This window comes from Nonomuraea jabiensis (assembly GCF_014204795.1).
Lineage (GTDB): Bacteria > Actinomycetota > Actinomycetes > Streptosporangiales > Streptosporangiaceae > Nonomuraea > Nonomuraea jabiensis.
In genome coordinates this window covers 8177304-8191816 of sequence record NZ_JACHMB010000001.1, presented here as the reverse complement: position 1 = coordinate 8191816, position 14513 = coordinate 8177304, and the positions used below count along the sequence as shown (strand labels likewise).

The 14513-nt window shown below is 71.2% G+C and carries 14 protein-coding genes; 8 read left to right on the top strand and 6 right to left on the bottom strand.

Going from position 1 to position 14513, the window contains the following annotated elements; translation table 11 throughout:
- Nucleotides 1–9 precede the first annotated feature (9 nt).
- Entirely contained in the window at nt 10–1080 is a 1071-nt protein-coding gene (locus HD596_RS37350; RefSeq protein WP_185074194.1) for a phosphotransferase family protein, read from the bottom strand.
- Nucleotides 1081–1140: 60 nt separating this feature from the next.
- Between HD596_RS37350 and HD596_RS37345 the strand changes: the two genes are divergently transcribed.
- The 4 genes from HD596_RS37345 (at nt 1141) to HD596_RS37330 (ending at nt 4280) form a co-directional block, all read left to right on the top strand.
- Nucleotides 1141–1647, top strand: coding sequence for an acyclic terpene utilization AtuA family protein (locus tag HD596_RS37345; RefSeq protein ID WP_185074193.1), 507 nt, complete (start codon nt 1141–1143; stop codon nt 1645–1647).
- 106 nt (nt 1648–1753) lie between these two features.
- Nucleotides 1754–2557 carry a GNAT family N-acetyltransferase gene (locus HD596_RS37340; protein ID WP_185074192.1) on the top strand — a complete coding sequence of 268 codons (804 nt, stop codon included), beginning with the start codon at nt 1754–1756 and terminating at the stop codon, nt 2555–2557.
- The gene (gene menC, locus HD596_RS37335; protein ID WP_185074191.1) at nt 2554–3654 is read left to right on the top strand and encodes an o-succinylbenzoate synthase; all 1101 of its coding nucleotides are present in this window, start codon (nt 2554–2556) and stop codon (nt 3652–3654) included. The genes HD596_RS37340 and menC overlap by 4 nt, the downstream gene beginning before the upstream one ends.
- 77 nt (nt 3655–3731) lie before the next feature.
- Nucleotides 3732–4280: a hypothetical protein gene (locus HD596_RS37330; RefSeq protein WP_185074190.1), complete on the top strand. Its 549-nt coding sequence runs from the start codon at nt 3732–3734 to the stop codon at nt 4278–4280.
- A gap of 79 nt (nt 4281–4359) precedes the next feature.
- Here HD596_RS37330 and HD596_RS37325 read toward each other — a convergent pair whose 3' ends face one another.
- Nucleotides 4360–5232 (bottom strand): alpha/beta hydrolase, encoded by an 873-nt coding sequence (locus HD596_RS37325; protein WP_185074189.1) that lies wholly within the window; start codon nt 5230–5232, stop codon nt 4360–4362.
- A gap of 412 nt (nt 5233–5644) precedes the next feature.
- Between HD596_RS37325 and HD596_RS37320 the strand changes: the two genes are divergently transcribed.
- Nucleotides 5645–5863: a hypothetical protein gene (locus HD596_RS37320; protein WP_185074188.1), complete on the top strand. Its 219-nt coding sequence runs from the start codon at nt 5645–5647 to the stop codon at nt 5861–5863.
- Here the strand turns inward: HD596_RS37320 and HD596_RS37315 are convergent.
- Nucleotides 5860–6606 carry a hypothetical protein gene (locus tag HD596_RS37315; protein WP_185074187.1) on the bottom strand — a complete coding sequence of 249 codons (747 nt, stop codon included), beginning with the start codon at nt 6604–6606 and terminating at the stop codon, nt 5860–5862. The two genes, HD596_RS37320 and HD596_RS37315, sit on opposite strands and share 4 nt — an antisense overlap.
- A 114-nt stretch (nt 6607–6720) precedes the next feature.
- On the opposite strand from HD596_RS37315, the gene HD596_RS37310 reads away from it, so the two are divergent.
- The 3 genes from HD596_RS37310 to HD596_RS37300 all read left to right on the top strand — a co-directional run bounded on the left by HD596_RS37310 (nt 6721) and on the right by HD596_RS37300 (nt 9111).
- Complete coding sequence (locus HD596_RS37310; protein WP_185074186.1) at nt 6721–7365, top strand: CAP domain-containing protein; 645 nt, start codon at nt 6721–6723, stop codon at nt 7363–7365.
- A gap of 127 nt (nt 7366–7492) precedes the next feature.
- Entirely contained in the window at nt 7493–8410 is a 918-nt protein-coding gene (locus tag HD596_RS37305; RefSeq protein WP_185074185.1) for an NADP-dependent oxidoreductase, read from the top strand.
- Nucleotides 8411–8628: 218 nt separating this feature from the next.
- A complete protein-coding gene (locus HD596_RS37300; protein ID WP_185074184.1) occupies nt 8629–9111 on the top strand; it encodes a cupin domain-containing protein in 483 nt (160 codons plus the stop codon).
- Between the two features lie 78 nt (nt 9112–9189).
- On the opposite strand, the gene HD596_RS37295 is transcribed toward HD596_RS37300, so the two are convergent.
- From HD596_RS37295 to HD596_RS37285, 3 genes are all read right to left on the bottom strand, one after another.
- The gene (locus tag HD596_RS37295) at nt 9190–9894 is read right to left on the bottom strand and encodes a hypothetical protein (RefSeq protein WP_185074183.1); all 705 of its coding nucleotides are present in this window, start codon (nt 9892–9894) and stop codon (nt 9190–9192) included.
- A 313-nt stretch (nt 9895–10207) separates the two neighbouring features.
- Nucleotides 10208–14038: a WD40 repeat domain-containing protein gene (locus HD596_RS65095; protein WP_185074182.1), complete on the bottom strand. Its 3831-nt coding sequence runs from the start codon at nt 14036–14038 to the stop codon at nt 10208–10210.
- The gene (locus tag HD596_RS37285) at nt 14035–14451 is read right to left on the bottom strand and encodes a hypothetical protein (RefSeq protein ID WP_221519681.1); all 417 of its coding nucleotides are present in this window, start codon (nt 14449–14451) and stop codon (nt 14035–14037) included. Before HD596_RS37285 ends, HD596_RS65095 begins: the two co-directional genes overlap by 4 nt.
- Nucleotides 14452–14513 lie beyond the last annotated feature (62 nt).

Sequence of the window (14513 nt, the reverse complement as noted above, 5' to 3'; positions counted from 1 at the left end):
CCTTGACCGCTACGGAAGCCCGACGGCCTCGGCCAGCCTGCGGGCCTCATCCGCCCAGCCCGCCAGGAACATCAGCGCCTCGCCCCGCTCCCTGAACCGGCGGGCCGCGTCCACGGGCCTGGCGCCGCCGTAGTCGAGCTGCGTCTCCCCTGCCCGGGCCAGCATCAGCGGGGTCAGGAAGTCGTACTTGACCGCCGACGCGCACACCGCCAGCCGCACCAGCCGCTCGTCGCCGCGCCAGCCCGCGTCCCGCAGCCCCCGCACGTACGCCCCGTGGACGGCCGCGTCGAGCGCGGGCAGCAGCGCGGCCGGCAGGAACAGGTCGAACACGCTGTCCGGGATGTGGTTGCCGACGTCCTCCCCCAGCGCGCCGTCGCCCGCGAACGCCCAGTCCACCAGCACGCTCTCGCCGTCGCGGTCGATCACGTTGCTCGGCCACACGTCGAGGTGGCACAGCGCCCTCGGCAGCGACTCCAGGACGGCCAGGAACTCCTCCCGGTCCCGGTGCAGCCGCACCAGCTCCCCGCGCAGCGCCGGCGGGAAGTTCTCGGCGACCAGGGGGTGCCGCCAGGCCGCGCCGTCCTCCAGCAGCTCGTACGGGACCGGCTTCGACCCGAGGTAGTCGCGCAGGAACGACCGGCTCGCCCACGGCCGCTCCACCTGGCCCGCCGCCCCCTGGGCCAGGCCGAGCTGGTGCCCGAAGAGCGTGTGGCGCCCGAGGTCCCAGGTGGTGCCGGGCCGCCCGGCCACGTCCTCGGTCCACAGCGCGAGGTCGCCGTCGTCGCGTTCGACCAGCTCCAGCAGCTTCGGCGCGGTCACTCCGGAGCCCGCCCACAGCTCCGGCAGGCCGTCGGCGTAGACGTCGGCCTCCCTGCGCCAGTAGTTCCAGTGTCGCGGATCGTCGGAGTGCCCCCACCCCGCGCCGCCTTCCTTCCGGCGGGTCAGCACCTTGAGCACCGCCGACCTCGACCCCCTGCGCACCCGCCAGATGCCGCCGGTCACCGCGTTCAGCGGGTTGTGCGTGAGCGGCTCGACGACGGCGTCGGCGCCGCCGAGCACCCGCCCGATCTCATCTTCCACTCGGGTCACCCTAGCCCGTGACGGTGTGTGATGATCCACGGCGAAGGGTAGTCCAGAATCATGCTGCGCATCGGCACGTGGAGCTCCGCCGGGTCGCTCGACGTGGTGGTCTGCGGCTGGCACGACGGCGGCCCCGGGCCTCTCGAAACGGGCATCAAGCTCATCTACGGGGTGGGCGGCCGGATGCCCGACCTTCCCGGGCTGCGGGTGGGCACGCTCGTGGCGACGTGCGCGGAGGAGATCGCCGAGGCCCTGTTCCAGGGGATCGACGTGGTGGCCACCGCGCCGGGCTGCTGCCCGGCCGCGCCCGTCGTGGCGGCCGGCATGTGGCACTACGGCTGGACCGGGAGCGATCCGGGCGCGCTGGCCGGGGCGACCGTCGCGGGCCTCGTCATGGCCGCGCAGCCGGGGCCGTACGCGGTGGAGATCTGCCGCGACGGCCGCAGCTCCCTCGACGGCGACGTACGGGCGGAGGGGGTGCGCGCCCGCCTGGCCGGGACCGGCCCCCTGGAGTCGGTACGCCTCAGCCAGGAGGCCCCCAGCAGGCTCCTCATCACCCCCTGTTAGCCGCTTCCACCAAAGCCCGGCCCTCGCTTGGTGAACCCGGACGAATCGCGGCGGCCCCGCCATCGAATACCGTCGCCTGTGAACGTCCGAGACGGGGAGCGGCAGGTTGGTCGAGGTCAGGGAACTCCACGAGATGGCGGAGTTCGAGCAGGTGGACGCGCTGTTCGACGGCATCTGGCGCTTCGGGACCGGCGCCCCGCCCATCACGGTCGAGCTGATGCGGGCGCTGGCGCACGCCGGCGGCTACGTGGCGGGCGCCTTCGACGGCGGGCGCCTGGTCGGCGGCTCGATCGGGTTCCTGGCCAGCGGCAACGCCCTGCACTCCCACGTCACGGGGACGGCGGCCGGGCGCGGCATCGGGTTCGCGCTCAAGCTGCACCAGCGCCGGTGGGCGCTGGAGCGCGGGCTGGAGCGGATCACCTGGACGTACGATCCGCTGATGCGCCGCAACGCCCACTTCAACCTGGCCAAGCTGGGCGCCCGGCCCCGCGAGTACCTGCCCTGCTTCTACGGGGTCATGGACGACGCGATCAACCGGGGCGACGAGTCCGACCGGCTCCTGACCGCCTGGCCGCTGTCCGACCCCCGCGTGGAGACTTTGACGCAGCCAGACGCTTCGGCGCGGGAGGTTGCTTTGGCGCGGGAGGAGCCGCGGGGGCCGGACGGCCTGCCGCCGGGCGCCGTGGTCGCGCTCGCCGACGTGGGCGGGCGGCCGGTGGCCGGTCCGGTGGACGCCGGAACGGTGCTGGTGGCCGTGCCCGCGGACATCGCGGGGTTGCGCGGCGCGGACCCGGGAACGGCCAAGACGTGGCGGCACGCCGTACGCGACGTGCTGGGCGGCCTGATGGCCGAGGGCCGCGCGGTCACGGGGTTCTCCGGGAAGTCCTACTACGTAGTGGAGAAGATGTGAAGATCACTGGAGTTGAGCTGCGGCGGATCGCGATGCCGCTGGTGTCGCCGTTCCGCACGTCGTTCGGCACGGAGACGGCCCGCGACGTCCTGCTGGTCAGAGTGGTGACGCCGGACGCCGAGGGGTGGGGCGAGTGCGTGGCCATGGACGAGCCGCTCTACTCCTCCGAGTACACCGACGGCGCGGCCGAGGTGATCCGGCGCTTCCTGCTGCCCGCGCTGCCGAAGACCCTGGACGTGCACGACGTCGGCCGCGCGCTGGAGCCCATCAAGGGCCACCGCATGGCGAAGGCCGCGCTGGAGACGGCGGTGCTGGACGCGCAGCTCAGGACGGCGGGCGAATCGTTCGCCCGCTTCCTCGGCGCCTCCCGCACGCGGGTGCCGTGCGGGGTGTCGGTCGGCATCATGGACTCGATCCCGCAGCTGCTCGACGCCGTGGGCGGCTATCTCGACGAGGGGTACGTCCGCATCAAGCTCAAGATCGAGCCCGGCTGGGACCTGGAGCCGGTCCGGGCGGTGCGCGAGCGGTTCGGCGACGACCTGCTCCTCCAGGTCGACGCGAACGCCGCCTACTCGCTGAGCGACGCCCGCCGCCTGGCCCGACTCGACGCGTTCGACCTGCTGCTGATCGAGCAGCCGCTGGCCAACGACGACCTCGTACAGCACGCCAGGCTGGCCAAGCAGCTCAAGACGCCGATCTGCCTGGACGAGTCGATCGAGTCGGCCGAGCACGCGGCCGCCGCCATCGCGCTCGGCTCCTGCTCGATCGTCAACATCAAGCCCGGCCGGATCGGCGGCTACCTGGAGGCGCGGCGCATCCACGACCTGTGCCGGGCGAACGGGATCGCGGTGTGGTGCGGCGGCATGCTGGAGACCGGCCTCGGCCGGGCGGCGAACGTGGCCCTGGCCGCCCTGCCGGGCTTCACGCTGCCCGGCGACACCTCCGGCTCGCGGCGCTACTACTCCACCGACATCACCCGGCCGTTCGAGCTGTCCGACGGCCACCTGGAGGTGCCCGCGGGGCCGGGCCTGGGCGTGGACCCGATCCCGGAGGTGCTCGACGCGGTGACCACGAGCACGGAGTGGATCACGCTCTGACCCTGCGCGGCACGGGCCGAGCAGCCGCCCCCACGGCATCGTGTCCGCCCACCTGGTGGTTGGCTAAGATCGCGACCATGCGCCTTCCCTTCCATTTGCGCGGTATGGACGGCACGGTCGCGATCGAGGTCGTTCCCAACGACGATCCAGAGGCTCTGGGCTGCCGCTTCCCCGGCGGCGCCCGCGACCTGGCCACCTGCACCGCCGTCATCGAGCACCCCGGACGGGGCTATGTGGGGCTCATGGGGTGGGTGCAACTCGTCAGCAGCACGGACGGCGAGTCGGGTGAGGACGGGTTCGATCCCGACCCGCTGGGCTTCTACGGCGATCTCAACGTGCCCTACGGGTTCTTCGGGATACGGCCGACGCTGTTCGACGGCCCGTCCCGTGACACGCGCGACGACCTGGTGTGGGTGGCGCACAGCTTCCTGTGCTACTCACCCGACCTGGCGACACGGACGGTGTGCGCAGTCACGGGATTCTCCTGGGGATTCACCATCCGGTCCGGGCAAGTCAAGATCCAGGGGCCGGAGAAGCTGCCCGCCGGCGACTGGGACCGGCACGGTGCCCGGCTCTCCGGCGCGTACCCCGGGTGGGAGTTCGCCTTGGGTTACCGCACGGGCTGAAGCCAGAGATGCCGAGCCACGTCAGCACCCCTTTCCGGCCCAGGGAAGGGGACGGCCGCCGGCCGTCCCCCGCCCTTTGCTAGATCGCGGCCTTGTCCAGGATGGCGGCCACCTCATCGGCCCTGAACAGGAACCCCACGTGCGACGTGTCCAGGGTGTGCACGTCGTACGGGTTGCCCGGCGTCAGGGCGTCCGCTTCGGCGATCAGCCTGTCCTGCATGGCCACCGGGAGGGATCGGTCGCCGGTGAGGCGGATGTAGGTGCGGGCGATCGTGCCCCAGGTGCCGGCGTCGACGCGGGCGTCGGCCGTCATCACCGCGATCGATTCGTCCGGCTGCAGGATGTTGAGGAAGGCGCGGAACTGTTCGTCGGTGACGTCGGCCATGGTCGCGGCCTTGAGCGCGTCGAGCAGTTCCGCGTCCGCGGTGCGGTAGTTGGCCCGGCCGACACCGAGCTGAGCGGGGTCGCCGACGTTGAACGCGTACAGCGGGCCCATCAGGTTGTCGGCGAACTCCGGTTCCTGCATGTACTCGATCGGGTTGGAACGCTGCACGCACGACCAGGCGGAGATGTAGACGAGCCGGCTCACCAGCTCGGGGACCGCGTTGCCCACGCCGCTGATGGTGAGGCCGCCGAGGCTGGCCGCCACCAGCACCACGGGCCCGTGCTCCGCCACGCGCCGGACCACGTCGACGACCGCGTCCACGTTGTGCTGCAGGGTGACCCCGGCCAGCGTGGACGGCTCGACCGCCCACGTGTCGAGGTCCTGGGGGGCCTGGTAGGCGAGCGGGTACTGCGCGTCGAGGCCATGGCCCGGCAGATCGACGGCGAAGCTGCGGTGACCGAGCAACGCCAGCTCGCGCTGGACGGGAGCCCACATGAAGGAACTCGTGCCGGAGCCGTGGACCAGCACGAACGTGGGCGACGACGAGCGGTTGAAGGTGGATCGCATGAAGAACAGTCCGTTTCGATGGAAGGCATGGCGAACACGCCTGCGCTGATGTGCCGGGAACGGCGTGCGGCTGCCGGGTGAGAACGCGGCAGGGCAAGCCGTGAAACGAAGCCGGCGGTCGGCGGCGGGCGGAACCCGTGTGGTGCGCTGCTTGTACTACCGCACCTGTCTGCGGGGTCGCCTCAACTGGCGCTGGTCGCGGAACGACCGGCGGGCAGACCGCTTCAGCTGTTACGAAGACGGATGAACTTCTGGATCATGCCTGAGAGCATATCAGCGGGACTCCGGCTGCCTGACCGTGGCACAAGGGGCGCCTGCGTCAAGGTGTTCAAGGGGCCTTCAACGACAGCGCAGCCAGCCCCGCGGCGACGAGGTGAGGCCAGCCGACCAGCCCCAGGACGGTGGAGCAGTCGTGCGGCGCAGAGGTCGCGAGCTGGGCGATCGGTTCGAAGAGCGCGCAGACGAGCAGCACGGCCGCGAGGACCGGCCCCGCCACGCCTCCCCGAGCACCGCGCCGACCGCGGCCATGCTGGTCAAGATGCCCGCGCCCGCGGCATGGGCGCCCGCCGTTCCCCGCGCGCCAGCAGGAGGGGCGGCGGCCAGGATGGCCAGGAGACGGAACATCGGCTAGGTACGGCTGGGCAGGCGAGCGCGGGAGGTCAATGCCAGCACCCCCGCGATCAGGTACGGCCAGTCGAACAGCTCCAGAGGGCTCGAGCAGTTGTGCGACGCGTCGGACAGGAGCCAGGCGGCGGGCTGGAACAGTGCGGGCACCAGCAGCACCAGGCCGCAGAGCGGCGCCGCCCGGTACCCGGAGAGCACGGCGCCGATCGCGGCGGCCGAGACCCAGTAGTAGAGGCCGTGGGCGGTGTCGAGGTGGTAGAAGGCCGGCGCCCATGTGCCTTTCATGTCCGCGTAGCAGGCGAGGTCGCTGGTGGGGGTGTTCCTGGCCAGGGTCCGGCCGAGCGCCAGCAGCACGACCGCGCTCCAGATGACCGCCCGTGGCCATGGCACCCGCTGCTCCGGGCGGGTCCGCAGGAGAGCGACGACGGCGATCGCCTGGCAGGCCAGTACGGAGCCGAACTGCGGGCCGAAGCCACCCGTTCCAGAGACCACGAGGGTCGACACGGTGAGCCCCAGCGCCACGGCCGCGGCGATCGCGCCGACCTTGGGAAGCCACCGCGGCACCCAGAGCGCGAGGAACGCCAGCAGGACCGGCAGGTAGTCGATGGCGTAGCCGTAGGCCGCCCCGATGGCGAGCTCCAACGGATCCGGCTGCGGCGGCTCGTAGGCGAACCAGCCGAAGCTGCGGAGCATCAGGATGGATAAGAAGGTCGGCGCGGTGGCCGCCAGGATGGCCAGGAGACGGAACATCGGCAGCCTCTCGCGCGAAGTTGATCGGCGGAGAGCGTACCGGACCGCTGTGACAAGCGACTTTAAGTATGCCCTACTCATGCGGCGCCGCGCGGTCCAAAGCACAGTCGAGACATGAGAGCCTTCCTCGCAGCGGCGCTGCTGGCCACCGGGCTGGTGGCCACCGCCGCGCCCGCCCACGCACAGCGGGCCGACTGCGCCTTCGCCGACAACCCCGTCCGTACCGAGCCCTGGTTCAAGAAGCACAAACCCGAGCTGACCGAAGGCCAGCGCAAGGCGGCGATCGTCCTCATGGAGGGCTTCGCGTCCAACGCCATCCGCTGCCTGGTCAACGCCGAGCGCGCCCGCGTCGGCGTCGCGCCCCTGGAGGACAGCTACCGCCTGTACAAGGCGGCCGACGAGCACGTGCAGGCGGCCAGGCTGATCAAGTGGTGGATCGACCGGCCGGAGGACCCGGAGAACACGCAGTGGCACATCAACCCGGTCACGCACTCCGACGTCGGCGTCCGGGTCAGGGCGGCCGGCTACTGCCCGACCGGCACCTGGCAGGTCAAGGAGAACGTCTTCTCGGGCTGGGACGGCACCGCCACGCCGCGCGCGGCCGTCCGCTGGTGGATGAGCAGCGGCAAGCACCGGGCCGCCATTCTCGACCCGGCCATGAAGCAGACCGGCATCTCGGTCAGGTACGGCAAGGCGCGCCCGCGTCTGTCCACCGACGTGGCCATGCTCACGACAGAGGTGTTCGGCTTCTGCCGTTGAGGTCGGGCGCCAGGCCGGCGGTGAGAGCCCCAGGCGACTCGCCGCTGCGAGTCCGAACAGATCAAATCCCTCCGCAGACAGGTACGTTCGTCCTGCTCGATATCTCCACCCCTGGCGAGGACCTGTCATGCAAGCCATCACCGTCCAAGACCGCTCCACCGGCCTGGCCGGGCTTTCCCTGACGGAAGAGCCGTACCCGCACGCCGCCGAGAACGACGTCATCGTACGGGTCCACGCTGCCGGGTTCATTCGCAGCGAGATCGACTGGCCGGCAACGTGGACCGACCGCGCGGGCCGCGACCGGACGCCAAGCGTGCTGGGGCATGATGTGTCGGGTGTCGTCGTCGAGCTGGGTTACGGAACCACCGGCCTGACCGTCGGCCAGCGGGTGTTCGGGCTGACCGACTGGGCCCGCAACGGCTCACTGGCCGAGTACGTGGCGGTGGAGGCCCGCAACCTCGCGCCGCTGCCGGCCGGCGTCGAACACACCGTGGCCGCCGCGCTGCCGATCTCCGGGCTGACCGCGTGGCAGGGCCTGTTCGACCACGGCCGCCTCACCGCCGGCCAGACCGTCCTCGTCCATGGCGCCGCAGGCAGTGTCGGCTCCCTCGCGGTGCAGCTCGCTCGCGAGGCCGGAGCCCGGGTGATCGGCACCGGCAGGGCCCGCGACAGGGACACGGCACTCGGGCTCGGCGCGGACGTCTTCCTGGACCTGCAGGCTGATTCCCTGGAGGATGCCGGCCAGGTCGACGTTGTGTTCGACGTGATCGGCGGTGACCTCCTGGACCGCTCGGCCGCGCTGGTGCGCCCCGGCGGCACGCTGGTCACCGTCGTCTCCCCGTCTACGGTCCGCCCCCAAGACGGGCGCACGATCTTCTTCGTCGTCGAACCCGATCGAGACCGGCTCGCCGATCTGGCCCGGCGGCTGCGGAACGGACGGCTCCGCCCGATCATCGGGGCCGTGCGGACGCTGGCCGAGGCGCCCGCCGAGTTCACCCAGCGCACCTCCGGCAAGACGATCATCCGGGTCGCGGACGACGAGTAGCCCGGCCACGTGCGGCGGACGGCATGGCGGGCCCCTTCCTGCGCGGGAAACCGTCGCGCGGACCACCGGCCCTGCTGCCCGGCTCGACCTGTGTCTGAACAGACCGTCACCAAGGCTTGAATTCGCCCTTGGTAGGCGTCGAGTTGCCGGGGCAGCGTACTCAAGCAACGCCGGGAAGTCTCGCGATCGCCCCCTCTACGCAGGATAGGAGAGTCGTCATGATCCGAGAGCGGTTCGCGGGCGGTTTCGTGGCTGCCGGCGTGGTGGTCGTGGCCGGCGCGTGTGCTCCTGCGGCGGAGCGCGCGACCGGCACGGTGCCGGTCGCTGCCGAGGTGCCGGTTACTGCCACGGTTTCGCAGCCACCGTCCGAGACGCTGACGCCTCTATGGGTCCAGGCGCTTCCGAATGTCAAAGGAAAGACGTTCACCTCGGCGATCGTGCACTTCCCGCCCGGCGCACGCGCGGTACCGCATCGGCACGGTCAGGCGTTCGTGTACGCCTACGTGCTTGCGGGCACCCTGCGCAGCCAGATCAGCGGGCAGCCGGTACGCACTTACCGCCAAGGAGAGAACTGGGTCGAGCCACCGGGCGCCCATCATGTGCTCACGCAGAACATCAGCGGGACAGAACCGGCGAAACTCCTGGTCATCTTCATCTCCAACGCAGGAGACAAGATCAAAGTCGATGATCCACCAAGGTAGTGCTCCTTGACTCTGGATCGCCGCGCTTTCCCTGCTGGATCGGTGCCGTCCCCCTCGACAGGGAGCTGGCGCGCCGCCCTAGGGTTTCACGATCTCACGCATGGGGTGCAGGGCGGCATTGCGTGGGACGCGGTCGCCGAGCGGCCGGCTCAACTCGACCGTGTACGGCGTGGCCGGGTTGCCGAGGCAGGTGTGCATGTCGCCAGGAGCGCGTTCGACGCCGATGACCAGGCGTACGTCGCGGTCCGTCTCCTCGAGGCCGACCACCCGGATCCGCCCGTCGGCCGACTGCCCGCCGGCGCAGGCCTGTTCGGTCACCAGCAGGTGGAGGCTGTTGCCGGTGGCCGGCTTCGCCGGGTCGAGGGCGACCTCGGCGACGCCCAGGTCGCCGAGGTCCCGTTGCAGGTTGCAACCGCCTGAGCTGCGCAGGTGCCAGCTCGGGCGGCCGTCCGCAGCGGGCGGGCCGAAGCGCTCGACCACCAGGAAGTCGTGGGTGACCGTCGCCCTCCCGCGCTTCTCCGGCTCGTCGAACTCCTTGATGATGGCCACGCGCTCACCGCTCTCCTCGACAATGCGCCACTTGTCCAGGTCTTTGACCGGGCGAACTTCCTGCCCCTTGAGCGCGGCCCGCCCGTCGGGGCCGAGCTGGGTCGCCGGGCGGCCGGTGCTCATCACGTCCACCGGAATCGGCCGGTCGTGGCAGGTGTAGGTGGGCCCGGCGGCGTCCGCCAGGGGCGTTGCGCAGCCGGCGACGAGGAGCAGGAGCGCGAGGGTTCGCTTCATGTCCTGGACGACGTGGGCACGGGCTGCCCGGTTCACGGGACCGCCGGAAGTCGTGGCAGTAGCCGCCGGGGGTATCGCGCCGCTCCCGTGCCCTGCCCTGCCCTGCGCCAGGACGCCGAAGGGCGGCACTGGACAGCGGCTGACAGCCGCAAGCAGCGGAGCGATCCGCGGGGCCATGTCGACGCTCAGCCGGGTGGTGCGGCCGACCACGCGCAGCCGGTCCGCACGGTCGTAACGACCCAGGAGCAGTTGTAGGGGCGTCGCCGCTTGCCCATCATCCCGCCGACGACTGTGCTCGATGACGGCTTGATCATCAGCCCCGATTGCCGCACGGGGGAGAGTAAGAGTTGTCGCCCACGTAGCGGCGCCATGCGTCGGCGGTCATGGCTCCCGCACTGGAGGCGCAGATGCGGCGGATCGTGGCCTCCACATCCAGCTCCCACAGCTGAATCGACCTGTCTCCCCCTGCGCTGGCCAGCAGGTGCCCGTCCGGGCTGAACGCCACGGACGTGACGGCGCCGTTGTGGGCGGTGAGGCGCTGCCCCCGGGGTTCGGCGCGGCCCGAGGCGGAGATGTGCCACAGCCATACCGACCCGTCCCCTCCCCCGCTGGCGAGGGTGTGCCCGTCGGGGCTGAACGCGAGCGAGAGCCCGCTGCCCGTGGTCTGGAATGGCAGCTGCTCCAGCGGTTTCGGCTGGGTCAGGTCGCGGACGCTCCACAGGTGTACTTGTGTGTCCGCGACAGCGAGGGTGTGCCCGTCGGGGCTGAACGCGAGCGATTGCACATCGTCCGTGGAGGTGGACGGGAGCCGGCTCAGCGGCTTCGGGCGAACGGGGTCGGCGATGTTCCAGATGCTCACGTCGTTCCCGTCGGCACTGGCGAGGGTGTGGCCATCGGGGCTGAACGCCAGCGAGACGACGTCGCCCGTGGGACCGGTGAGCGGTTGTGCCGAGGCGGCCGGGTGTGCGGGGTCGGCGACATCCCACAGCCGGACCGATCCGTCTTCGCCGATGGCGACGAGGAAGCGCCCGTACGGGCTGAACGCCACCGAGGTGAAGGCGTCACTATGGCTGGTGAGAGGTGGGCCGATCTGTACTGCACGGTCCCCCGCCGTGACCTTCCACAGACGCAAGGAGCGGCCTCCATGGTTTCGGTCGCCGACGGTGGCCAATGTACGCCAGTCGGGGCTGAGTGCCATGGGTCCGAGGACTCCGTCGAATTGTGCGGCGAACCCGCTGGGGAATTCGCCCAGGGGCGTCGGACGGGCCCGATCGGTCGTCCTCCACAGTTGCGTGGCCCAGTCGACGCCGACGAGAGTCCTGCCGTCGGGGCCGAAGGCCACCGATGGGGCCGGCCCCGTGGCATTGGTGATGCGGCCCACGGCGAGATTCCACAGCCGCACCGTCCCGTCATCGGCGCCACTGGCGAGCGTGCGGCCGTCCGCGCTGAACGCCAGCGACCGGACGGCTCCGGTGTGACCGGTGAGGGGCTGGCCGATCGCCTTCACCTCGCTCCGCTCGGAGACGTTCCACAGCCGGATCACATTGTCGTCCGTGCTGGCAAGCGTGTAACGATCCGGGCTGAACGCCACGTCGCTGACGTCGTCGGTGGAGCCGCCGAGAGGTCGGCTGACCAGTTCCCCGGTGCGGACATCCCACCGCCGTACGTCGTCGCTCGCGCTGGCCAGTTCACCGCCGGGGCTGAACGCCAGTGCATTGACCGAAGTGAGGAAGCCGTCGTGCACCAGAGGCCGGCCCAGCGGTCGCGGATGCGCCGGATCGTTGAGGCTCCACCGCCACACCTTCTGGTCGCTGTCGCCAACGGCGAGCATGTGCCCGTCGGGGCTGAACGCGAGCGAGAACACGCCGTCCGTGAAGTGGGCCGGCAGTCGGCCGAGCGGTTTCGGCCGGGCTGGGTCGCGGACGCTCCACAGGTGCACCTGGCTGTCGGCGACGACGAGAATGTGCCCGTCGGTGCTGAACGCGAGGGTGGACAGCTCGTCACTGTGCAAGGCGAGGGGGCGGCCGAGCGGCTTCGGGCGGGCTGGGTCGGCGACGCTCCAGAGCCGCACCGACTTGTCGTAACCGAGGCTGGCGAGAGCCTGGCCGTCAGGGCTGAACGCCACTTCCAGGATGCCGTCGGTGTGGCCGGCGAGGGGGCCCAGTGGCTTCGGCTGGGCCGGGTCGGCGACGTCCCACAGCCGTATCAGTCCGTCGCTGCCGGCGGCGGCGAGGATCCGCCCGCTCGGGCTGAACGCCACTGAATTGACGGAGTCAGCCTGGACCGTCAGCCGGATGGACAGGGGGATGTGCTGCATGTTGAGGATACGGGTGTAGGTGTCGTCGCCGGGATTCCTGCGGTGTGCGACAAGAGTGAGCTGGGCCGACAGGGAGATATCGGTGTCGGCGAGCCGGTCCGCCTCGGCGAGGATGCGGTTGTAGGTGGCCGTGTCGCGCTGGCGGAGGGCCTCGTTTCGCTCCCGTACGCCGATCACGGCGGTGGTCGCGGCGACCACGGTCAGCACGGCCAGGGCGGCGATGACGGCGACGCGCAGCCGCACCGTACGGCGGTGCAGGCGGGCGCTCGCGGACAGGAACGCCCTCGCGGCGAGACTGAGGTCGCCGACCGGCGCGGCGGCCGCCCAGGCTTGCGCGAGCTCCAGGCGGCTTCCCCGATACAGCAGCGCGGGATCGCCCCCTGCCCGTTCCCACGCGGCAGTCTCCTCTTCGAGATCCTGGTGCAGGATCCGGCCAGCACGGTCACCGTCGATCCAGCGGCGCAGCTGCGGCCAGCCGTGCAGCAGGGCCTCATGGGTGATCTCCACGGTGTCCTGCTCCCGGGTGAGCAACCGGGCCTCGGTGAACACGTCCACGACGGCGGACGCAGCGCGGCTGTCTCCAGAGGCCTCCACCAGTTCGGTCCATGACCTGCGCCGTCGGCCGTCATCCACGCCTTCGCCGATCTTCACCAAGCGCAGGAACACGGTCCTGGCCGCCTTCCGCCCGTCGGCGTCCAGACCGGCGAAGGCCCGGTCGGCGGTGGTGGCGAGGGCCCGCTGGATGCCCCCCGTGGCCTGGTAACCCTCGACCGTCAGCGTGGCGCCGTTCCGCTGCTGCCAGCTCACCCGCAGCGCGTGCGCCAGCAGCGGGAGCCGTCCCGCCTCGTAGCCGGTGGTCTCCTCCTCGCCGGGGCCGCTCGTCGCCCCGAGATCGCGCAGGAGCAGTTCGACGAGGCCGGGCTCGATGTCCAGTCCCACGTCCTGCGCGGGGAAGATGATCGCCTCGCGCACCTCCGCCCGCGACATCGCCCCGACCAGCAGCGGAGCGTCCTCCAGAGCCGTCCGCAATCCGGGGTGGCCGGCGCAGGCCGCGTAGAAGTCGGCCCGCATCCCGATCACCACCAGCCCGGCCGGCCGTGCCGTGGACGCTTCCGCCTCCGGGTACGGGTCGGCGATCCGGCTGAGCAGGTCGATGAACATGCGCCGCTGGCGGTCGTCGGCGCACAGGGTGAACAGTTCCTCGAACTGGTCCACCACCACGACGACTCGCATCGCATGGTCGTCGTCGATGTGCCGGGCCAACATCGCCGCGCCCGCACAGGGATCGGCACGGAATCGGTCTGCGGTCTCTGCCGCTTCCGCGCCGGTGAGCGAGCAGATCTGGGCGGCGAGAGCCCCGACGGGGTCGGTCGTGGGCGTGAACAGCAGGACCGGCCAGCGGTGAGAGTCTGGCAGGGCAGACTGGGCCAGTCTTGGCAGCAGGCCGGCGCGGAGCAGCGAGGACTTCCCGGTGCCCGATGGCGCGATCACCATCTGGATTCCGCCCACGCCCCGCAGCCGCTGGTCGAGACGGGCGAGCAGGTCGGCGACCAGGCCGTCGCGGCCGAAGAACCAGCGCGCCTGTTCCGGCCCGAATGCCGCCAGCCCGGGGTAAGGGCATTCAAGCGCCTCGGTCCCCGGCCGGGTACTCCGCCGGGTGTGCGCGCCGGCACTGTAGTAGAAGTGCTGGTCCCGGCCGGCCTGGTTGATCCGTGCATGACCGGACGCGTGCGCCTCCTGGCGGATGCCTTCCTCCCGCCCGTCGGCCCCGTCGAGGGTGCTGTCCGGGAGGTCGTCGGGGCCGGGTTCTCGGGTCGTGCTGCTCACCCCTCCGTGATGTGCTGGTCACCACCGGCTTGGTAGGTCCGGCCGTGCCCGCTCGCGGTCGCCTTCATCACGATCGATCCGATCCGCGTGCTCTCGTCCCGAGACAGCGCAGGCGTAAGGTCCTCTTCCAGGACCCGCCGCAGCTCTCCGGCCAGGGACGGGTCGGCGCGCAGCAGCTGCTGCAGCCGGACCTGCCAGGAGCCGGCCAAGGCCTGCTCGGTCTCGGTGTCGCCGTCCCGGCGGGCCTCGAGCACCAGCTCGCGGACCTCGACCAACTCCGCCTCGACGGCGTCGGCCTGCTCGGGGCGGACCTTACGCCACAGTGCGACCGCACCGTCGCGGGCCGACTGCCAGGCGTCGGTGGCCATGGCCGTCACCAGCGCTGTGCCCGCGGCCAAAACGATCGGATCCACGTGGACCTCCTCACGGGCGGGTATGACCGTCACTGCCGGCCAAAGCCCCGCGACCAGCCTGG